The organism is Acinetobacter sp. 802_lipA (genome assembly GCF_058242885.1).
In genome coordinates, this window is the sequence record NZ_JBZAYP010000001.1 from 64,511 (window position 1) to 85,858 (window position 21,348).

Genomic DNA, 21,348 nt, shown 5'->3' on the forward strand with positions numbered 1-21,348 from the left:
TAATCGTATAAAAATGCCTGAAATAGCATTTGAAATGAGGCGAACATTAAAGGTTAAAAATGCTGACGTACCGAAGCACTGTGACCCTCTCAATGAAATTTAAAAGTGTTAGAGCCTAAAAAAGTTGTAGAAATAGGCTAAATTACATAAAAAACTGAAATATCCATTTCTATCTGGTATTTAAAAAGCTATTGATATATATAAATTTTATGTATTATATGCAGCAATTATGAAGTAAAATTACAATTGAGTAAGAACTCACCATTGAATAAACAGAACAAACCCCTATAAAGTAATAGCGTGACTACATACAATGTTACAAACTGAGGAAATTCTCATGAAAAAGTTGACTGTAGCTGTTTTTGCCAGTCTTGCAACATTAATCGGGGCGCAAAGTTTTGCGGCATCACCTGAGCAAGAGTGTCAAAAATTAAAAGATGATCATGATGTCATTTATGCATCTAAAGGTTTCTGTTTTAAGGACCCTGAAGCGAAAGCAAAATTTGGCAATGATAATTGCTACACCACTAAACCGAAATTCTCTGAAAAAGAGCAACAACGTCTTGACGCGATTAAAGAACGTCAAAAAGAATTAAACTGTAAGTAAATCAGTTTAAGCGAAACTTAAGGAATAGACATGGCTTACGATGAGCAAAACATTTTTGCACGGATTTTACGTGGTGAACTTCCAGCCATAAAAGTATATGAAGATGACCAAGTTCTTGCATTCATGGATATTATGCCTCAAGCAGACGGTCATACTTTAGTCATACCCAAAACACCTGCGGTAACTTTACTCGATCTCCCTGCCGATGCTGCTGCCTACACCATTCAAGTGGTACAAAAAGTAGCAAAAGCCATTGAAGTCGGTTTGGATGCCAAAGGGATTGTTCTCATGCAACTGTCTGGAGCGGCTGCTGGGCAAACCGTTCCCCATGTACATTTCCATTTAATTCCAACCTCGGTTCATCAACTTGGGAAACATGCTGCACAAATGGGCGATCAAGAAAAAATTAAAGCCCAAGCGGAAAAAATTAAAGCAGCACTTTAAATATTTCAAAAGTGTCATACAAAATGAATGGAGCAGCTGCTCCATTTTTTATTTAAATAAAATTCAAATACTTAAAAATAAATCACAATTATTAGACCTCTTGCGAAAATATAGTTTTATCTAATTTTTGAATTGACTAAAACCTCATAAAATATAGCTTTCGGGTGATTAAAATGTCACTAACGCAAGAAGTCTATTTATTACATTTTATTACCTGTCATCAAATTGTAATTTTTTCTTCACTTCAATGTCACAAAGTTTACAGATACTGCTTAGCAAGTTGGTGAGCTTGTGTAACTTTTTGTACACAAGCTAACTAAATAAGAAAGCAAGGCGAATGCCATTTTTAAAAGTGTTCTGGAGAAATCTCAATGAAAAAATTGCTTCTTGCTGCTACTGTAGCAACTTTAGCCATGAATGCAGCGCAAGCAGCACCAACATTGTATGGTAAGCTCAGTGTGACTTTGGACAATATTGACAACAACGGCTTTAAAGATGAAAGCGTAACAAAAGTAAATTCAAATGCTTCACGTATTGGTGTTAAGGGCGAAGAAAAATTAACTGACAATTTATCAGCAGTTTATTTAGCCGAATGGGAAATTTGGGCAGATGGCGATGATGTTTTTAAAAACCGTAACCGTTTTGTCGGTATTAAATCTAACGGCGTTGCAACTTTAAAAGTTGGTCAATACGATTCTTACTTCAAAACTGCAGCTGGTAATAACCAAGATATTTTTAACGATCACAATGAACTTGACATGACTAAAGTTCTTGTTGGTGAAGATCGCTTAACTAACGTAATTGGTTTTGAGACTGATAAAAAATTACTGGGTGGCTTAGCATTTAACATCATGTTCCAACAAGGTGAAGAATCAGAAGCTGCAGACAGCACTGCTAAAGGTAAAGAAGGCAGCCGTGATGGTTTCGGTGATGGTGTTTCAGCATCTCTTACGTATGAAAACAAAGATATGGGCTTAGCTGCTGCAGTTGCTGCAAACCGTGCGATCGCTTCAAAATTCAATGCTTACTCAGATTTAACTGGTATTTATACCGATGCTGTGCGTGTAACAGGTTCTTTAGACTTGGGCGCAATGGGTGCTAGTGGTTTAGTATTGGGTGCTTTATGGCAAACTGCCCAACCAACTGATGATACTGTTACTGTAACGAAAGGTACTCCTGCTGTTGTAACTTCTTATAAAGGCTTACAAGAAGATGCGTTTGGTGTAACAGCGGCATACAAAATTGGTGCTACCCCTGTGAAGTTAAAAGCACAATATATTTCTGCAACAACTGAATCAGACGGTCGTGATGATCGTAAACAAGATCTTTACGGTGTAGGTGCTGACTACCAAATCAACAAACAAGCTCGTTTCTACGGTATTGTTGCTCAGCAAAAACGTGACTGGTTAACTAAAGATGATAAGAAAACCAATATTGGTTTAGGTATGGAATATAACTTCTAATTTGAAGTTCAGTTCTAAATAATAAACAAAAGGGCGATATGCCCTTTTGTTTTATCCATTTTATTTCTTTAAGAAACCACTGAGCAAGTTTAAAACCTGTTGAATATCATTATTGGCTTCCTGTGGATTAGTGTTTCCACCTTGTGGAGTTAAGGAATCAATCACTTGGGGCAAGACTGAAGCAATTGCGCCATAAATTGCTGACTTTGGTGTTTGGGTTTGCTGGGCAACCTGTTCTACATCGGCATCATCAAATAAGCTTTGTACTTGATCAGGCTGAACTTGCGCATTTTCACCCGGGCCTGTAGACACCCAATCATCCACCTGACTGGTTAAGCCCTGTCCTTTAAGTTTATCCAAAGCGCCTTGTAAACCGCCTTGCTTTTGAATCCATGCCAACACCAAAGGCAAAACTGCAATCAATAAACTTTTTCCACCGCCTGCGAATCCTGAGTTCTGCGAGTTTGGCGCCTGCTGCGACTGCCCACCAGTCAAACCACCCAACACCGAGCCTAAAATATCACCCAGACCACCCTGTTGTGTTTGGCCCGTACTACCCGCTCCGAGTTGCCCAAGCACCGAACCCAAAATCCCACCCAAACCACTTTGCTGATTTGACTGTTGCTGACCGCCCATGGCCTGCTTTGCCAAAATTTCTATAATATTATTAAGGTTCGTCATCACTTTATCCTTTCTAGGTTTTTAAACAGCATACGGTGTTTAAAAAAACCCTATAGAGATAAATTGTTAATTTTTGCTATGAATGGAAAAATACAGTCGCAGTCGAATCACCAACGGAATTTATTCCAGTTTTCAGGATTCGCCCAAAACTTTGAATTAAACCAGTCAGGCACATGCTTATAGGTCAAAATATTAAATTGCCATAAAGCAAAGTCTTTACCATGCGTCGTTTTATCGATTAGTTGAGTAAAACCTAAAGCACGAAGTAGTTGTTCATCCTGCAATTGACTCACCACCACAATACGCTTTGCCATCAAATCTCTTAAACGCACCAATAGTTGTGATTTTTGTTGTGAGCTTATATTTTGCATTTCTGCCGTGTCAAAAAGCACAAAACCTAAATCATAGCGCTGGGTAAAAGGCAGACTTAAAAAGTCAGATACGCTAAAATATTGCCATTGAATAGATTGATGATGATTTGGGCTGAGATCCTGCCCAATGCACAATGCAGTTGAAATAGGCTGTTCTTTAGATAAATCGTCTAGCATAGAAGTAATGACGTTCAGTTCAGCCATAACCGCATCCTTAATATTGAGTGAGTAATTCTGTATGGAACTTCAAGGCATTTGCCATAAAATGCATGCAGGTCTTAAGGACCTTAGTGTAACTGATCAACATACACACAAGGCAAATGTTGAATATAAATTTATCCTAGATCGTTCAGAAGTTGACCTTCCTTTTAACTTGGGTCAAGAAATCGAGATTGAATGGACTGGTAAAATCTTCTGTGTTTCATGTGGTACGAAGACTTCTAAATCGTTTTCACAAGGCCATTGCTTCAAGTGCTTTAAAACCAAAGCCTCTTGTGACATGTGTATTATGAAACCTGAAACCTGTCACTACCACTTAGGCACCTGCCGAGAAGACAGCTTCGCGCATGAAGTTTGTTTCCAGCCACATATTGTTTATTTAGCCAACTCAAGTGCCCTAAAAGTTGGGATTACACGGATTAGCCAAATGCCAACCCGTTGGCTCGATCAAGGTGCAACCCAAGCCCTTCCAATTATGAAAGTCGGTTCGCGTCGTCTTTCAGGCCAGCTCGAAATTATGTTTGGTACACAAGTGGCAGACAAAACCGATTGGCGCAAATTACTCAAAGGCGAAGCTGAACCACTCGACTTGATTGAAGTTCGCGAACAACTCATCGAAGAGTTTGCACCTAAAATCCAAACCATTCGTGAGGAATTTAGTCAAAATCTTGAATTCAATGAAACGGTTGAGCTTTTGGAAACTGAACTGCCACGCGAGTTTGTTTATCCAGTTGAGCAATATCCTGAGAAAATCAAATCCCACAATTTAGATAAAACTCCCGTGATTCGCGGCAAGTTACAAGGGATTAAAGGTCAGTATCTGATTTTAGATACAGGCGTGATTAATATTCGTAAATATTCAGGTTATGAGCTCAAAATTCGTGCCTAAGCTTGTTTATCCTTAAATAAAATTTGTTTATCTACACACATAAAAAAACCTGCACGAATGCAGGTTTTTTTATGTCATGCGATTATTTAATTTTTGCATGTGCTTTTAAGTATTGTACATAATCTTCAGCTTCTTGCTGACCACGAAGTTGTTGATACAGCTTCGAAAGCTCGGCTAACTGCTCATCCGTCAATGCACTAGACGTCGTCTTGTTTACGTTTGATACCGCGACCACCACCATTTCTGTTGGCAATAATGCTGTTGTTACAGACCATTGTCCCGCTTTTGGTGCCGCTTGGCTAAACGCCGCACGCTCAACTGCACGTGGTAAGCCTTGTGAACGAATAAACACTTGCGGCGCAGTAAAGGTCAAACCGCTCTTGGCAACAACTGATGCTGCTGGTTGAGTTTTAAAGTCTTTTAAACTTTGAGCAATTTTGGCTTTAGCAGCATCATAAGCTTTTTGTTCAACCAATTTTGCTTTCACACGTGGTGTTGCTTCTTGAAGCGTTTGGACACCTGCCGCATGATAATCACGTACTTTTGCCCAAACCACATCCCCATTTGGAAGTTGAATGCTACTGGTCGCGTTACGATCACCATTTTTAACGTCATCGTTAAACAGTTTCACTTTTACCGCAGCATTACTTAATACATGATGCTGTGTAGATAAGGTCATGCCTTTTACAGTTTGAACTTGTACACCTTTAACTTCTTGAGACACCACGTCTAAAGCATCTGAGTCTACAACCAGTTCATTTAAACTGTTTACAGTATCAGAGAATGCATTGGCTGTTTTATTCTTCTGAACTTCCGCAGTCAAACGTGCTTTTTCATTTTCAAAAGATGGCAACTTCACAGCTGGCGCATCAGTTTCAATGACATGGTAACCAAATTCAGTTTTGATAGGCGCTGACACTTGACCTGATTTAAGCGATGCTACAGCTTGGTCAAAAGCATCACCAAAAGTGCCTTTGTTATAAACTGCTAAAGTACCACCATTCGCTTTAGATGCAGTATCTTCAGAATATTGAGCCGCAGCTGCTGCAAAGCTTGTTCCTGCTTTAATTTTTGCCACAACCTCTTCTGCACGTTTTTTCGCTTCAGCATCTGTCCGTGCATCCGTCGTAATCAGAATATGTTTAACCAAAGGCGCAACATTATCTTTTTGTGCTTCAACAAACTGTGTATAGGCTTGCTGCAACTCCGCATCTGTAACAGGTGAAGCAGCAGCAGGAACATTGGCTGGTGTTAACAACACATAGTCAACATCTACACTTGCCACTTGTTTAAACATAGCTGGGTGTTGTTTGTAATAGTTTTCAATCTCTTGTGCTGAAACCTTGACGTTCTTTTTATATTCATCAAGATTTACATTGGCAAACTGCACAGTACGCTGTTCTGTTTGTAAGTTAGCAATTTGTTGAATATCTAGTTTACTCACCAATGCATAATCAACAAAAGTCGAACGCATCATTTTTAATGCATGGTCTTGACGTAAGTTTGCAACGAGCGCATCACTACTCATACCCACAGACTGCAAATAGCTTGAATAACGTGTTTCTGAAAATTTTCCATTTTCTTGAAAACTTGGCTGTTGAGCAATCATCTGTTCAATTTGAGTATCACTGAGTGAAATGCCCAGCTTTTCAGCCTGTTGCAATAACAAAGTATTAGCAATCAGTTGGTCCATCGCTTTATCTTTAATAAAGCTTTGGTTGAGTAAAGTTTCATCCCCATTGGCATAAGCTAAGAATTGTTCTTTAAAGGAAGCGGTTAAGGTCTCTAATTCCTTTTCAGAAATATCTTGGCCATTGACTGATTTCACAGCGTCTTTTGATCCGCTACTAAAATATCCTTCAATACCTACAAGTGCTAAAGGGGTCAAAAACAAAATGAGCAAAGCCTTGCCCAACCAACCCTTAATAACTTTACGAAAAGATTCCATAAGTATTCCAATATTTTATTTGCCCGAGATTTTAACTGAAAAGCAGCAATGAATGAATGTGTTATCGACACATTTTCTAATGTTTAATAAAAAACGCGCCGAAAAGGCGCGTTTAGTATTTATTTAAAAGATTAAGCAACAGAATCTTTTAAACCTTTACCAGCTTTGAAGCTTGGTACTTTGCTTGCTTTAATTTCTAAAGTAGCACCAGTTTGTGGGTTACGGCCAGTACGTGCAGCACGTTCTTTCACGTTGAAAGTACCAAAACCAACAAGTGTAACTGTATCACCAGACTTAAGCGCTTCAGTGATTGAAGCAATTGTAGCGTCTAAGGCCTTACCAGCATCAGTCTTAGACAATCCCCCTTTCTCTGCAATTGCATCAATTAATTCTGATTTATTCATGTGGATCGCGTCCTCTTAATATCGTTTATTTAAGGTCCAAAAATTTAGTATAAATTACCGTAACGCCTTTATAGCAATGCTTTAGGTGAAAACGCAATACTCTGTATATGCTTTTTTGGAAAATAAATCACAAAAAAACGTTGAAAAAGGTACAAAAGCACAACCAGATCACTTTTTATTCACTTTTTCGTTTAACTTCTTATTTTCTTCAATCAAAACATCGATTTTATCATTCAGTTGAAGAATCAGGTTTTCTAAGTACTGAATGTCTTTAACCGTGACCAATCCAATCCTGTTTAAGGAGTGATTTACCCCGCGATCTACAATCTTCTCAACCTTGTCTTTAGTATCCGTCACCGATTCACGCGCTTTTTCAGATACCTTTTCAACCGTTTGGTCAGCAATCTCAGTGGTTTTAGATTCTAACTCTTCGCCGACTTGGACCAAGGAGTCAAATAATTTATTCCCCTCTTCCTCTGCACGTGAAAAAGCACCCAAACCAGCTAACCAGATTTGCTTGGTATACTTTCTAAAATCCAAACTATTTTTACGGTGAAAATGATGCTTAGTTTTTGTTTTTTTTAGTGTTTCATCTTCTTGCGAAATATCATCTAACTCTATATCTGCTTTTTCCATTAGCACCATCTCCTGCATGATTTATGTGCAAAAACATCCAAAAAATCTTATAGATTGCACTATACTAGCAAATATTAGACTTGATCGATTTGTAAAACTGTTCTACAAAGCATCTTTATTACATTTTTATTTTTAAGTCTGAAGTTTTTGCGAGCAGGATGCTCATTTCAGGTCAGGATTTAGGTTACTACTTATGAGTGATTCTCAAAAAGAATACAATCAAACACATATGCTACTCACTATGGTGATGATTGTTCTTGAGACGATCTTTTCTCTTATTTTAAAACACGACCGCGTGGTTGCACTTCACTGTAAAAAGTTTGTTGAGCAAAATATTGCGATTAAAATAAATAGCTACCTGCCTTATTTTGACTTCTATATCACCTTTACCACTCAAGGTGTTTTATTTGATGCCAAAGCACCTGAAAAACCGGTCGACCTAGATGTACGCACCACATTGATGGATTTAATTAAAATTTTCGTCTTTGGAAACCGTCGTAGTATTAAAACCATGCGTATTGATGGTGACATCACCTTAAAAGATGAGTTCCGAGATTTAATTTTACATTTTAGTGCACCTAAAGTTCTTGCCGATTGGAAAAACTGGTTAACTGAACCAACTGATCCGCAAAATGTGGTTGCATCTAAAAAGCGCATTGCACCACTTTTAGAGAAAATTGAAGAACAACGTTCTAAAATCAACACTCTACAGGTTGAAGTGAAACAATACAAAAATCGTATCCGCCGTATCGAGCAACGTCAAAAACGTATAAATGTCACATTTTTTGTGTTTTCTATACTTTTGATTAGCTTATTGGTATATAATATTTGGCTTGCATAACTACATAATATTTCAAGCAAATTAAATACGCACAATCCCTATTAAAAAAACTTGACTATTTTAGTCAGGATTCTTAAAATCGGCACATCTAGTCTAATCATGTGTATCGAATCATGCGCTTAACAACTCGCGGACGCTACGCAGTGACTGCTCTACTTGATTTAGCTTTGCAGCCAACTGAACAAACGATCACGCTTGCAGAAATTGCAGCTCGTCAAACTATCTCTGTTGCTTACCTTGAGCAGTTATTTGCGAAATTAAAGCGCCACGGCTTAGTTTCTAGTATTCGTGGTGCCAACGGTGGTTACCACTTAGCTCGTCGCGCTGATGAAATCACGGTATTAGCAGTTATTGAAGCTGTAAACGAAACAGTTGATGCCACTCGCTGTGACCATAAAGGCAACTGCCAAAATGGCGCAATGTGCTTAACTCACGATTTATGGCAAGAACTCTCCCATCACATTGCCGACTATCTCGCTAAAATCACTCTTGCTGACCTTGTAGCACGTGACAACGTTCAAAAAGTTGCCATTCGCCAAAATACAGCACCTTCAGATTCAGCCCTTTTATCGGTAACAGGTATTTGACATGAAACGTCCAATTTATCTTGATTATGCAGCAACAACTCCTGTAGACCCGCAAGTCGCTGAACGCATGATGGAATGTCTGACATTTGACGGCACATTTGGCAACCCAGCATCTCGTTCTCATGCTTACGGTTGGCAGGCAGAAGAAAAAGTAGAATATGCACGTGAACAAGTTGCGAACTTGATCAAAGCAGATCCACGCGAAATCGTTTGGACTTCAGGTGCAACTGAATCAGACAACTTAGCTCTTAAAGGCGTAGCACAATTCTATGCGTCTAAAGGCAAGCACATTATTACAAGTAAAATTGAACACAAAGCTATTTTAGACACTTGCCGTGAGCTTGAGTCTGAAGGTTTTGAAATCACTTACCTTGAGCCACTTCCAAACACGGGTTTAATTACCCCTGAAATGGTTGAAGCAGCTATTCGTCCAGACACTATTCTTGTTTCACTTATGATGGTAAACAACGAAATTGGTTCTGTGACTGATGTTGCGGCAATTGGTGAAATTACTCGTGCACACAAGATCTTCTTCCATGTCGATGCGGCGCAAGCTGCAGGTAAAGTTGAAATTGACCTTTCAACTATGAAAGTTGACCTTATGAGCTTCTCTGCTCATAAAATTTATGGCCCTAAAGGTATTGGCGCACTCTATGTACGTCGTACTCCACGTGTTCGTTTAAAAGCGCAAATGCATGGTGGCGGTCATGAACGCGGTATGCGTTCTGGTACACTTGCAACACACCAAATCGTTGGTATGGGTGAAGCATTTGAACTTGCAGGTAAAAACTTAGCTTCTGAACAAGCACGCATTCGCGTACTTCGTGACAAGCTTTGGAATGGCTTACAAGACTTAGAACAAATTTTCTTAAACGGCCACCCAACACAAAACGTTGCGAACTACTTAAACGTAAGTTTCAACTTTGTTGAAGGTGAATCGTTAATGATGTCGCTGAAAGACGCTGCTGTATCTTCGGGTTCAGCTTGTACTTCAGCAACATTAGAACCTTCTTATGTATTACGTGCACTAGGTTTGTCTGACGAACTTGCGCACAGTTCAATTCGTTTCAGTTTTGGTAAATACACCACTGAAGCAGACATTGACCATGTACTTACAGTGACGCGTACTGCGGTCGAGAAACTTCGTGAACTTTCTCCACTTTGGGACATGTACAAAGACGGTATCGACCTTTCTACAGTTGAGTGGGCTGAACACTAATTTTTACCATTGAAGTCATTCACATACTGGATGGCTTCATTGAAAAATCAAGTTTTGACCCCATATTTAATATTAACGCTGACCCCGAGGTTTGGAGACGCATCATGGCTTATAGCGAAAAAGTAATTGACCATTACGAAAACCCTCGTAATGTAGGTGTATTAGACAAAAATGCTGAAAACGTAGGTACAGGTATGGTCGGAGCACCTGCATGTGGCGACGTTATGCGTTTACAGATTCAAGTAGATGACAACGGTGTGATTGAAGAAGCACGTTTCAAAACTTATGGTTGTGGCTCTGCTATTGCATCAAGCTCTTTAGTGACTGAATGGCTAAAAGGCAAAACTTTAGATCAAGCTCAAGCGATCAAAAACATTGATATCGCAACTGAACTTGCTCTTCCTCCAGTAAAAGTACACTGTTCTGTACTGGCTGAAGATGCTATTAAAGCTGCTGTTGAAGACTACCGCAGCAAAAAATCTAAAGCTTAATTGCTTCGCATTTTAAAGAAAGATTAGGGAGTTTTCATGATCAACTTAACTGAAAATGCTGCAACTCATATCAGCAATTATTTAAAAAATCGCGGTAAGGGTGAAGGTATTCGCGTTGGCGTGAAAACTTCAGGCTGTTCTGGTTTGGCTTATGTGCTTGAATTTGTCGATTCAATTGATGCACATGACACCACCTTTGAGCAGTTTGGGGTGAAAGTATTTGTAGACCCAAAAAGCTTGGTTTATCTCGATGGTATGGAGATGGACTACGTAAAAAATGGTTTAAACGAAGGCTTTGAGTTTAACAACCCAAACAAAAAAGGCGAATGTGGCTGTGGTGAATCTTTCACCGTATAACAGTTCATTAACTTGCTTTTCAACATTAAAACAGTGTGTATCACACTGTTTTAATTGTATTTACATAGAGTGTTTTTGCTTTCGCAATGACCCCCAATTTAGCGCGGAATCCCTCTCCTATGAATCATTTTGAGTTGTTTAACCTCCCAGTAGCACTCGATATTGATTTAGCAACCTTAAAATCAGAATTTTTAAAGTTGCAGCAACAATATCACCCAGATAAAGCTCTCGATAAAGATCAAGCCCTCATAAAATCAAGTGAGATCAATCAAGCATTCAAAGTTTTATCTCAGGTCGATAGCCGTGCAGGATATTTATTAGGATTAAAAAAACAAGATTATCATCTTGATCAATCCATCAATGATTTTGAATTTCTCCAGTCTGCCCTAGAAATCCGTGAACAACTTGATGAAGCTCGTTCAGCAGATGAATTACAATCACTCAAATTAGACGTTCAACAATGGATTGATGGTTTAGTCCGCGAATTCAAAATTGATTTTGAAGAGGAAGATTGGGCTGAGGCACGTGATGATGTCCGCAAACTTCGCTTCTTTGTAAAAGTCATGCATGACATAGATAAAGCTGAAGATCGTTTTGAAGATGACGATAGCTTTGATTTAGATGATGAATTTTAACTTATTTTTAATTTTTGACGCTCAAAGGATGTAACACATGGCTCTCTTGCAAATTGCAGAACCTGGACAATCAAGTGCGCCACATGAACACCGTATTGCCATTGGTATCGACTTAGGTACAACTCACTCTCTAGTTGCAACTGTACTTTCAGGCAAAGCAAAAGTTTTGCATGATGAACAAGGTCGTGTCTTACTCCCATCGATCGCGCATTATGGTGTAAGCCAAACCCAATATGGCGACGAAGCAAAACCATTTTTGACTGCTGATCCTAAAAACACCATCGTTTCAGTCAAACGCTTTATGGGACGCTCTAAAACTGACATTAAGTTTCAACACCCCTACACTTTAGTGGGGGAAGATAATCAAATGCCAGCTTTTGAAACCGCTCAGGGTCGCAAAACCCCTGTCGAAGTGTCCGCTGAAATTTTAAAGCAACTGAAAGATCGTGCTGAAGCGAGCTTAAAAAATGAAGTCAATGGTGCAGTGATTACCGTTCCTGCATACTTCGATGAAGCTCAGCGTCAAGCGACACGTGATGCTGCACAACTTGCGGGTTTAAACGTATTACGTCTTTTAAATGAGCCTACTGCTGCTGCAGTTGCCTATGGTCTCGACCAAGAAACCAATCTTGCGCATGATCACAACTATGTGATTTATGACTTGGGTGGCGGTACCTTTGACGTTTCAATTTTACGCTTTTCACAAGGCGTGTTTGAAGTGTTAGCAACGGGTGGCCATACCGCATTAGGTGGTGATGATCTTGACCGTTTAATCGTAAAATGGGCGAAAAAAGAACTCAATATCGACCAATTCGATGACACTGAATATGCACACGTTTTAGTTGCTGCACGTAAAGCCAAAGAAGCTTTAACCGATGCAGAAAGCGCTCATTTACAAGTCCTAGAGCACAGTTTGACTCTTGATCGCACGACATTTGAAAGCATTATCAAAGTTGCTTTAGATAAAACAATTAGTGTCTGCAAACGCGTCCTCCGTGATGCGAAGCTTGAACTCAGTGACATTCAGAATGTGGTTTTGGTCGGTGGCTCAACTCGCTCTTATGCTGTACAAAACGCTGTACGTGATGTATTTGCTCAAGAGCCATTGTGTACCATCAACCCAGACGAAGTTGTTGCTATTGGTGCATCGATTACAGCCAATCAGCTGATTGGAAACACAGCTGATGGCGCATTACTGCTTGATGTAACTCCGCTTTCTCTCGGTCTAGAAACCATGGGCGGCTTGGTTGAGCGTCTTATTTCACGTAATACCGCAATTCCAGTCGCACGTCGCCAAGAGTTCACCACCTACCAAGATGGCCAAACAGCGATGTTGATTCATGTGGTTCAAGGTGAGCGCGATTTGGTTGAGCATTGCCGTAGCTTAGGTCGTTTTGTCCTTCGCGGTATTCCACCAATGACTGCGGGCCAAGCTCGTATTGAAGTGACCTTCCAAGTGGATGCCGATGGCCTACTGACGGTTTCAGCTAAAGAAACAACCTCTGGCGTACATGCACAAATTGACATCAAACCATCATATGGTTTGGCTGATAGCGACATGGAACGCTTACTGCTCGATGGTTACAAGTTTGCTGAAGAAGATAAAAATCTTCGTCACTTACAAGAAACCAAAGTTGAAGCAAAACGCGAACTCGAAGCTTTAGAGCAAGCCCTAAAAGCAGATGCTCACCTGCTCACGAATGAACAACAAGTTGCATTAAATGCGGCCAAAACTTCATTAGAAGCAACACTTGAAACAACAGAAATCAAAGCAATTGAATCTGCTGTTGAACAGCTTAAAATACACAGTGATGCTTTTGCAGCAGCACGTATGAATCAGCATATCGATGCAGCGCTGAAAGGCACAAAACTCGACGACTGGTCAAACTCAAACTAATTTATAGGTAAAGACTATGCCACGTATTAAAGTTCTCCCACATGCGCAAATCTGCCCAGAAGGTGCTGAGTTTGAAGTTGAACAGAATGCGAATCTATGTGAAAGCTTACTGAAAAATGGAATCAAGATTGAACATGCGTGCGATATGTCCGCTGCATGTACAACCTGCCACGTTGTGGTACGTAAAGGCTTCGACAGCTTAGAAGAAATGAATGATATTGAAGCCGACCTTCTAGATCGTGCTTGGGGCTTAGAACCTGACTCTCGCTTGTCTTGCCAAGTGAAATTAGTGGATGAAGACTTGGAAGTTGAAATTCCCAAATACACGATTAACCACGCGTCTGAAAATCACTAATTTTCAAAGTGTAAAAAAGCCACTCATTGTAGTGGCTTTTTTTACGCCTCTCATTTTTATATCTCATACCATTAAATTAATGATACTCATTTTTCTGAACAGGCTCTATTACTTCATCTTCAAGATTGAGTTTGACGATACCTTGCGAGTTGGTCATCTTCTGTTGGGTTTGAATGCGTTGAATCATTTTTTCTAAGACTTGAATTAGCTGCGGATATTCAAAATTCTGTACTTCATCTAAGTTCAGCAGTAAATGAAATCCTTTATATTCATAATCAAACCAGCGTTGATAATCTGATTTTTGCGAAGTATATTTTTCAACGACTTGCCACGTCTTTACAGCACCTTTAATTCCCTTAAGGAAAATTGGCGCTTTCGGTGCACAAAGATAATCATTTTTTACTAAATTATGTGTATCGTCCGAAATTAAGATTTCATCCACTTGTGCTGCACTTTGTAAACGTGCAGCAAGGTTTGCATCACGACCAACAATGGTATAAGCCATACGGTGCGATGCACCATAGTTCCCTACGTGGCAATACCCTGTAGAAATCCCCATACGAATATGCAATGGCGGATACCCCATTTTCACCCAACGCTCGCGCAGAATTTTCATTTGCTGACGCATCGCCATAGCCATTTCCAAACAGTTTTGAGCATCACGCTCTACACCTTCAGAATTAGGGTCACCAAAGAACACTAAAATTGCATCCCCCATGAATTTATCCACAGTACCTTCATATTGCTTCGCAATCTCGGTCATGTGTTTTAAATAATCATTGAGTAGGAATGCTAAATCATCCGGAATTAAGCTTTCAGAAAGCTCTGTAAAGCCCTGAATATCTGAAAAGAAAACTGTCAGTTTCTTACGCTTGTATTCAATTTTCGCTTCAGACTCACCCTTCATAATCGATTGCCACAACTGAACTGGTGCATAGCGACTCAGTTGATTGGCAAACTCCATATAACGGTTCATCTGATCAAAATAGTGATTTTTGCGGCGGTATATGTCTTGCATTTGGTTGCGCTGATAATAGCTACCCACGCCAAAATAAGTGGTGAGGCACAAAAAGCCCAATACGATCAGTTCGGTACTAGTAGCCTCGAAATACTCACCAAAACCAAAGACAAAGATAATAGAGATATAAAAGACAACCACCCCAATCAGGCTGGCCAAAGACACCATCAAAAAAGAAATTTTATTGCTAATAGCCGTATAAAGCATAGCAAAAATGGTTAAAAATGTGAGTACGATACTGAGATGTACAGCGGCTAAAATGATCGCTGTAATGACAATATCTATAACAAACATCACACCGCGTTGCATCGTATTATTGAAGCGATAACCTAACCACCTAGAAAATGGCGGTGTGATCAATAACACAATGAGCAACAGCAGCGGCACGTAAATCTGATATTTGGTATCTGCCATCGTATAATGATAGACGATGGTTATTAAAGACAGCATGCCATATCCCATCGCACGATGGAAATACACAAATTGTTTAGGCTCTTTAGATAACCAATGATCTAATGGCACTGCTCGTTCCCCATTATGCACACGATCAAATCATCCCTGATTTGATTTCTCACGTGTATTAGTCCATACGCCAATCGAATGGCATATCACCTTGGCCACGTAGTGCAAGCATTAAAGTTTGACGCATATGCGCAAGCACTTCATTGCTATAAGGAACAGCGGGAGTACCCCAAACTGGTTTTGGCCATGCGACATCGTTTTGATAACGTACAACATGGTGAAAATGGAGCTGCGGAACCATATTACCTAAAGCAGCAACATTCATTTTGTCAGCACGGAATACACGAGCCAATTGGCTTGATAACCAGCTTGACTCACGTAAAAACTGTTCTTGGTCGGCTTGACTGAGCTCATATAACTCAGTGATGCCTGGCACGCGTGGAATTAAAATTAGCCACGGGAATTGCATATCATTCATTAAGCGACATGTTGAAAGTGGAAAGTCGCCTACAAAAAACGTATCTTGAGCAAGTTGTGGATGCAAACTAAACATATCTTTATAAATGATGCAAATTAGAATAATGGCTAATACTATCACATCCAATCAGAGGTGAATATTGTAAGCAATGTGTTTCAACACAAATAAACTACGTTTTACTTTGAACCACATCACATTTATTACTTTAATAAATTTCATCAAAAAATCAAGTCTTTCTTTTTATAGCGCAAGTGCGCAAGAAAGACCAGATATCTGTATGAAATCACAGCAAATTAAAACTAAATTTTAATGCAACTCTTTCAACAAACTTTCCAATAAGTCATTGATAAATTGAATCCGTTTTTCATATTCCTCTAGTATGACCATGACCTTTAAGCGCTGACCACCTTCCATCCTAAAAAAGGTCGGGTGTTTTTGCATCATCTGAATAATACTAATTGCCTGAACAGGAGTATCTGGTGAAAATTCAATCGTACCACCATTGGCAGCGATATCGATTTTGGTAATACCCAATATTTCTGCTTTCAAACGCATCTGATGCACAGCAAAAAGCTGTTTCACAGGTTGTGGTGGTATCCCAAAACGGTCAATCAACTCCATACGAATGTTATCAAGTTTTTCCTGACTGTCCGTATTACTAATGCGCTTATAAAACAATAAACGCTGATGGACATCTCCCAGATATTCATCTGGAATCAAAGCCGGCATATGTAAATTGATTTCTGCGGTCAGTGAGAGTGGCGCATCGAAGTTCGGGGTTTTGCCTTTTTGAATGGCTTTGGTCGCCTTTTCAAGCATCTCCATATACAAACTATAGCCAATGGCTTGCATGGATCCACTTTGTTGCTCGCCGAGTAGCTCACCCGCTCCGCGAATTTCCAAGTCCTCCGTAGCTAACATAAAGCCCGCACCTAATGTCGATGCCCGCTGAATCGCATCCAGACGTTTTTCAGCATCGCCTTTCAACCCTTTGATGGATGGCACCAACAGATAGGCATAGGCTTGGTGATGCGAGCGCCCTACACGCCCACGCAGTTGATGCAACTGCGCTAAACCCAGCTTATCTGCCCGTTCAATTAGAATGGTATTGGCATTCGGAACGTCAATCCCTGTTTCAATAATGGTTGAGCAGACCAGCACGTTATATTCTTTATGGTAGAACTGTTGCATCACTTGTTCTAACTCGCGTTCACGCATTTGACCATGTGCAACAGCTACACGTGCCTCAGGGACCAGCTCTCGAAGACTCTCCGCTGCACGCTCAATGGTTTCTACTTCATTATGCAGGAAATAAACTTGTCCACCACGCAGTAACTCACGCAATATGGCTTCTTTAACTGAATCACCCGTATGTTCTTGCACAAAAGTTTTTACCGCTAAACGTCGTGCAGGTGGTGTGGCAATAATGGATAGATCGCGCATACCACTAAAGGCCATGTTTAAAGTTCGTGGAATTGGAGTTGCGGTCAGAGTCAACATGTCCACATCTGCACGCATCGCTTTAATCCGCTCTTTATCGCGTACACCAAAGCGGTGCTCCTCATCCACAATCATCAAGCCTAAGTTTTTAAACTGGACACTTTCTTGTAGAATTTTATGCGTACCAATCACGATGTCGACTTTACCCTCAGCTAACTCTTCAATCGTTTTGGTATGTGATTTACTGCTGCCAAAACGTGATAAAACTTCGATACGAATAGGCCAGTCTGCAAAACGGTCTTTAAACGACTCATAATGCTGTTGGGCCAGCAACGTCGTCGGCACCAAAACGGCCACTTGTTTATTATTCTGTACCGCTAAAAATGCTGCGCGCATCGCAACTTCGGTTTTACCAAAGCCCACATCGCCACAGACCAAGCGATCCATCGGTTTAGCCAATTGCATATCATACAAAGTCGCTTCAATGGCATTGGCTTGATCGAGTGTTTCTTCATAGGCAAAGCCACTGGCAAACTGCATATATTGACCTTGATCCAACTCAAAACCAAAACCTGGTTTGGCTTGACGACGGGCTTGGATATGCAATAACTCCGCTGCTACATCATGGATTTGCTCTAATGCTTTACGTTTTGCTTTACTCCAAGCATCAGTACCCAACTTATGCAAGGGTGCCAAGTCTGGGTCACCGCCACTATAACGGCTAATCAAATGTAAATTGGTGACAGGAACATAGACTTTGGCCGCATCGGCATAATCGAGCTGCAAGAACTCATAGTCTTGATCATCAATACTTAAAGTGACTAAGCCCGCATAACGTCCCACACCATAGTCGATATGCACCACCGGCGCACCCATACTCAGTTCAGTCAAACTTCGAATGAGAAACTCTTCCGAAACCTCTTGCTGGCGTTTACGACGACGTTGTACAACCCGATGCTCATACAACTGATTTTCAGAAATGATGCTAATGCTGTCTTTTAATACCAAGCCACGCTCTAATGGTGCACTGGTAATTGCAATGGCATGCAAGGATTTTTGAAATTCAGCAAAATTCTCAACATTAGGAATCTCTCCCAATGTGGCACGCAATGCATCTTTTAAAGTTTCACGACGCCCCGCGCTTTCAGCAACCAGTAATACCGGATGGTTAGCAGCATCAATATACTGTTTAACCGCATGAAAAGGCTTTTCATTTTTAGGATCGACCGCTAAACGTGGTGGAAGTTCAGTGTTTAAATTGGTCACACCCGCTTTTAGATCAAAAGCCTCGACTGAAGCAATAATGCGGGGAAAGGTATTGAGCTGTTCTAAAACTTGATTGGTCGAAATAAAAAGATGGTTAGGGGCTAAAATTGGCTGATCAACATTATGGCGACGGTCTTCATAACGTCGATCGATTTCTTTCCAAAAACTATCTAAACCATCATCAACTTGTTTATCTGTAATGACAATGGAGTGACTTGGTAAATACGAAAGCAGTGTACTTTGGGTTTCCATCTGCGCTGCACTGAAAAAGAGCGGGAAATAGAACTCAATTCCTGGTGATGCAATCCCTTCTAACACATCCTGATAAATTGGATTTTTCTTTGGATTTGCCGTCGGAAACATTTCTGCATAGCGATCACGAAATATGCTGCGTGCCTCTTTCAGCGGAAACTCTTTAGCTGGTAATACGGAAAACTGTTTTAAGTTTTGCGTAGTGCGCTGTGTTTCAGGATCAAAAAATTTGAGGGTTTCAATTTCATCATCAAACAAATCTATGCGAATTGGTGCAGCTTGACCTGAGGCATATATATCCATAATGCTACCCCGAACCGCAAATTCACCATGGTCATATACTGTGTCGACCAAATGATAGCCTGCTTGAATCAAACGCTTCTTTTGCTGTTCCAATTCAAACTTTTGACCAACGTGAATATCAAAGTGTTCTCCCAACACCCACGAAGTCGGCGCTACACGCTGCGCCAAGGTCGAAGCAGAAATCAGTAAGACGCCTGTTTGCGGCATATTGGATAAAATTGCGAGACGCTCAGACACAATATCCTGATGAGGAGATAAACGATCATAAGGCAGAATTTCCCAGTCTGGGAAAATGGTCGGTCGAATACCGTAAAATTCAAATTCACTTTCGAGTTGTGCTAAGTGTTGATTATTTTTTGCCACAACCACAAAGAGCTTTTTATTTTGTGAACTTAACGTATGAATGAATAATGCAGCTGAAGAGCCGAGCAAATTTCCCAGCCAACGTTTTTCGCCTGCTTTTAGTTGTTGCACATTCAGTTGGGAGATTTCTTCTTGGAACATGGACATGGCTTTAGCGTTTAAAAACATGCGTCATATACTAGCATGATGTCCTCTCGCTGCATGTTATTTTTCACGACAAGAACAACATCAATCTAGCGCTAAGTCCTTTTTACAACTCAAATTTATGGCTTTCAAAAGACTTATTTTTTGTCACGTATAAACTGGTAGTAATAGTCATTAAGTAGCTTAATCATTTGCTTTAGCTCAGTTAAGTTTTCTAGATTATTACCTAAACGTGCGACAAATCGTTCATTGGCAATTTCTAAGTCGATTTTCTCATTGATTAGCATAGCACTATAAAAAAGTGCATTAAGATCATCAAACTCACTAATTCTACGATTTGAAAAATAGACCAAACGTTCAGCATGTATGGCATTTAGCACAATACCTTCAATGATAAAGCCTTTTTCATCATCATATTCAATCTGATGCTGCTGCAAAAAAAGTTGTTCTGGCGCATCTTTCTTTAATTTAAATAATTGGCTTAATTTACTCAGCATAGACATCTAATCATGGTTTTTCACTCAAGCTTATTGTAGTTCTAACTGCTACCTTTTGTTAGTTTGTATCGGCTAAAAAGTATAAAAGCAGCGCATTGACTACTTTTATACCTATATATAGTTATAAATGTTCTAGCTAAATTATGCTAAAGATACAACCTTAGGCGTCACCTCAGCAGCCAAGTTTCAAATGAGAAAATGTGATCTAAGGGTTATTAAGTCAACAACCCTTTATCCAATACCACTTGCTGAATTGTTTTGTTTTTCCGCAATGCATTGTTTACCCATTTCATCACATTTCGCATGACCTAAAATTGGATCAAACAAAGTCACCATACCAGCACTACGCATGACTGCATCAAAGCAAACGTTTTGATTAGCTTGAATACATTTGGTATTTAAGGCTGCAATACCATTAATAAGTGACTAAAACGCAGCGCCGTTGGATAGACATCATTGGTCGATTGAGATTGATTGACAAGGTCATTTGGTTGAATAACCTCGTATTTACCTTAAGAAAGGAATACATGCTTTAATGCAAGATTGGCCAGCACTTCGTTGCTATCCATTTAATTGAAGTGCCCACTCCACCTTTATAGGCATCTATGGTTAGATGCAAGGGAAAAGCGTGTAACCAACTTTCAGATGGTTGGCTCAATTGATCACATACCACCGCAATGGTCTGCACAATTTCAGGAGAGATTTTGCCAAATGTGCAGTTAATTTATACCGACTCTATTTTCACTTGTGCCAAAGCAAGCAGAAAATGCCATTGAATTCCTATTTTCTAATTAGAAATTTGAAAGTTTTCCAATGCTCTCAAAGCAAAAACGCCCTAACAGAATTAGGTTAATGGTGAAATATTCGTCTTTTTCACCTATTTCATGACTGTAAATACATTTCATAAATGAAACATTTTATATGGAAATGTGCCTACTCTGCAGGTAATGTAATTTTTCGTAAGCAATAAAAAATCATAAATTATAACTAGCTTGCTGATTTTACGAAATAAAAGCTTAGAATCTCATTTACCCTATAGAAAAGAATAATAATTGACCAATAAATAACATATTTTCAACAA

21 protein-coding genes and 1 pseudogene are annotated in these 21,348 nt (G+C 39.8%); 12 read left to right on the plus strand and 10 right to left on the minus strand.

The window, feature by feature from the left end; all coding sequences use genetic code 11:
* Nucleotides 1–337 precede the first annotated feature (337 nt).
* From AC4CU3_RS00330 to AC4CU3_RS00340, 3 genes are all read left to right on the plus strand, one after another.
* Entirely contained in the window at nucleotides 338–607 is a 270-nt protein-coding gene (locus tag AC4CU3_RS00330; protein ID WP_004697032.1) for a YARHG domain-containing protein, read from the plus strand.
* Between the two features lie 30 nt (nucleotides 608–637).
* Complete coding sequence (locus tag AC4CU3_RS00335; protein ID WP_348960036.1) at nucleotides 638–1,051, plus strand: HIT family protein; 414 nt, start codon at nucleotides 638–640, stop codon at nucleotides 1,049–1,051.
* A 371-nt stretch (nucleotides 1,052–1,422) separates the two neighbouring features.
* Nucleotides 1,423–2,514, plus strand: coding sequence for a porin (locus AC4CU3_RS00340; protein WP_490737892.1), 1,092 nt, complete (start codon nucleotides 1,423–1,425; stop codon nucleotides 2,512–2,514).
* 60 nt (nucleotides 2,515–2,574) lie between these two features.
* Here the strand turns inward: AC4CU3_RS00340 and AC4CU3_RS00345 are convergent, their stop codons facing one another.
* Complete coding sequence (locus AC4CU3_RS00345; protein WP_279043759.1) at nucleotides 2,575–3,195, minus strand: YidB family protein; 621 nt, start codon at nucleotides 3,193–3,195, stop codon at nucleotides 2,575–2,577.
* A 107-nt stretch (nucleotides 3,196–3,302) separates the two neighbouring features.
* Nucleotides 3,303–3,770, minus strand: a complete 468-nt coding sequence (locus AC4CU3_RS00350; protein WP_279043760.1) for a DUF6231 family protein — start codon at nucleotides 3,768–3,770, stop codon at nucleotides 3,303–3,305.
* 34 nt (nucleotides 3,771–3,804) lie between these two features.
* Between AC4CU3_RS00350 and AC4CU3_RS00355 the strand changes: the two genes are divergently transcribed.
* Nucleotides 3,805–4,674: a DUF2797 domain-containing protein gene (locus tag AC4CU3_RS00355; protein ID WP_062032770.1), complete on the plus strand. Its 870-nt coding sequence runs from the start codon at nucleotides 3,805–3,807 to the stop codon at nucleotides 4,672–4,674.
* 82 nt (nucleotides 4,675–4,756) lie between these two features.
* On the opposite strand, the gene AC4CU3_RS00360 is transcribed toward AC4CU3_RS00355, so the two are convergent.
* The 3 genes from AC4CU3_RS00360 to AC4CU3_RS00370 all read right to left on the minus strand — a co-directional run bounded on the left by AC4CU3_RS00360 (nucleotide 4,757) and on the right by AC4CU3_RS00370 (nucleotide 7,662).
* Nucleotides 4,757–6,622, minus strand: coding sequence for a SurA N-terminal domain-containing protein (locus AC4CU3_RS00360; protein WP_490737893.1), 1,866 nt, complete (start codon nucleotides 6,620–6,622; stop codon nucleotides 4,757–4,759).
* A gap of 131 nt (nucleotides 6,623–6,753) precedes the next feature.
* Nucleotides 6,754–7,026, minus strand: coding sequence for an HU family DNA-binding protein (locus tag AC4CU3_RS00365; RefSeq protein WP_004697018.1), 273 nt, complete (start codon nucleotides 7,024–7,026; stop codon nucleotides 6,754–6,756).
* 168 nt (nucleotides 7,027–7,194) lie between these two features.
* A complete protein-coding gene (locus AC4CU3_RS00370) occupies nucleotides 7,195–7,662 on the minus strand; it encodes a phasin family protein (RefSeq protein WP_004984677.1) in 468 nt (155 codons plus the stop codon).
* A 193-nt stretch (nucleotides 7,663–7,855) separates the two neighbouring features.
* Here AC4CU3_RS00370 and AC4CU3_RS00375 point away from each other — a divergent pair, with 193 nt between their 5' ends.
* The 8 genes from AC4CU3_RS00375 (at nucleotide 7,856) to fdx (ending at nucleotide 14,044) form a co-directional block, all read left to right on the plus strand.
* Entirely contained in the window at nucleotides 7,856–8,503 is a 648-nt protein-coding gene (locus AC4CU3_RS00375; protein ID WP_005401216.1) for a hypothetical protein, read from the plus strand.
* Nucleotides 8,504–8,616: 113 nt separating this feature from the next.
* Nucleotides 8,617–9,090: an Rrf2 family transcriptional regulator gene (locus AC4CU3_RS00380; protein WP_004697011.1), complete on the plus strand. Its 474-nt coding sequence runs from the start codon at nucleotides 8,617–8,619 to the stop codon at nucleotides 9,088–9,090.
* A gap of 1 nt (nucleotide 9,091) precedes the next feature.
* Complete coding sequence (locus tag AC4CU3_RS00385; protein ID WP_087013624.1) at nucleotides 9,092–10,309, plus strand: IscS subfamily cysteine desulfurase; 1,218 nt, start codon at nucleotides 9,092–9,094, stop codon at nucleotides 10,307–10,309.
* Nucleotides 10,310–10,413: 104 nt separating this feature from the next.
* Nucleotides 10,414–10,800, plus strand: coding sequence for a Fe-S cluster assembly scaffold IscU (gene iscU, locus AC4CU3_RS00390; RefSeq protein ID WP_004697007.1), 387 nt, complete (start codon nucleotides 10,414–10,416; stop codon nucleotides 10,798–10,800).
* Between the two features lie 36 nt (nucleotides 10,801–10,836).
* The gene (iscA, locus tag AC4CU3_RS00395) at nucleotides 10,837–11,157 is read left to right on the plus strand and encodes an iron-sulfur cluster assembly protein IscA (protein WP_004697006.1); all 321 of its coding nucleotides are present in this window, start codon (nucleotides 10,837–10,839) and stop codon (nucleotides 11,155–11,157) included.
* A 119-nt stretch (nucleotides 11,158–11,276) separates the two neighbouring features.
* Nucleotides 11,277–11,792 carry a Fe-S protein assembly co-chaperone HscB gene (gene hscB, locus AC4CU3_RS00400; protein ID WP_004697004.1) on the plus strand — a complete coding sequence of 172 codons (516 nt, stop codon included), beginning with the start codon at nucleotides 11,277–11,279 and terminating at the stop codon, nucleotides 11,790–11,792.
* A gap of 37 nt (nucleotides 11,793–11,829) precedes the next feature.
* The gene (gene hscA, locus AC4CU3_RS00405) at nucleotides 11,830–13,689 is read left to right on the plus strand and encodes a Fe-S protein assembly chaperone HscA (protein ID WP_490737894.1); all 1,860 of its coding nucleotides are present in this window, start codon (nucleotides 11,830–11,832) and stop codon (nucleotides 13,687–13,689) included.
* Between the two features lie 16 nt (nucleotides 13,690–13,705).
* On the plus strand, nucleotides 13,706–14,044 hold the full coding sequence (gene fdx / locus AC4CU3_RS00410; protein WP_086209211.1) for an ISC system 2Fe-2S type ferredoxin: 339 nt from the start codon (nucleotides 13,706–13,708) through the stop codon (nucleotides 14,042–14,044).
* A gap of 76 nt (nucleotides 14,045–14,120) precedes the next feature.
* On the opposite strand, the gene AC4CU3_RS00415 is transcribed toward fdx, so the two are convergent.
* The 5 genes and pseudogenes from AC4CU3_RS00415 to aspA form a co-directional block, all read right to left on the minus strand.
* Complete coding sequence (locus tag AC4CU3_RS00415) at nucleotides 14,121–15,584, minus strand: adenylate/guanylate cyclase domain-containing protein (RefSeq protein WP_234304991.1); 1,464 nt, start codon at nucleotides 15,582–15,584, stop codon at nucleotides 14,121–14,123.
* Nucleotides 15,585–15,642: 58 nt separating this feature from the next.
* A complete protein-coding gene (locus AC4CU3_RS00420; RefSeq protein ID WP_004696995.1) occupies nucleotides 15,643–16,077 on the minus strand; it encodes an HIT domain-containing protein in 435 nt (144 codons plus the stop codon).
* A 231-nt stretch (nucleotides 16,078–16,308) separates the two neighbouring features.
* Entirely contained in the window at nucleotides 16,309–19,767 is a 3,459-nt protein-coding gene (gene mfd, locus AC4CU3_RS00425; RefSeq protein WP_490738452.1) for a transcription-repair coupling factor, read from the minus strand.
* Nucleotides 19,768–19,907: 140 nt separating this feature from the next.
* Nucleotides 19,908–20,273, minus strand: coding sequence for a hypothetical protein (locus AC4CU3_RS00430; RefSeq protein WP_078426553.1), 366 nt, complete (start codon nucleotides 20,271–20,273; stop codon nucleotides 19,908–19,910).
* A gap of 212 nt (nucleotides 20,274–20,485) precedes the next feature.
* Nucleotides 20,486–20,690, minus strand: a pseudogene (gene aspA / locus AC4CU3_RS00435) (aspartate ammonia-lyase); the annotation flags it as partial.
* Nucleotides 20,691–21,348: the final 658 nt, after the last annotated feature.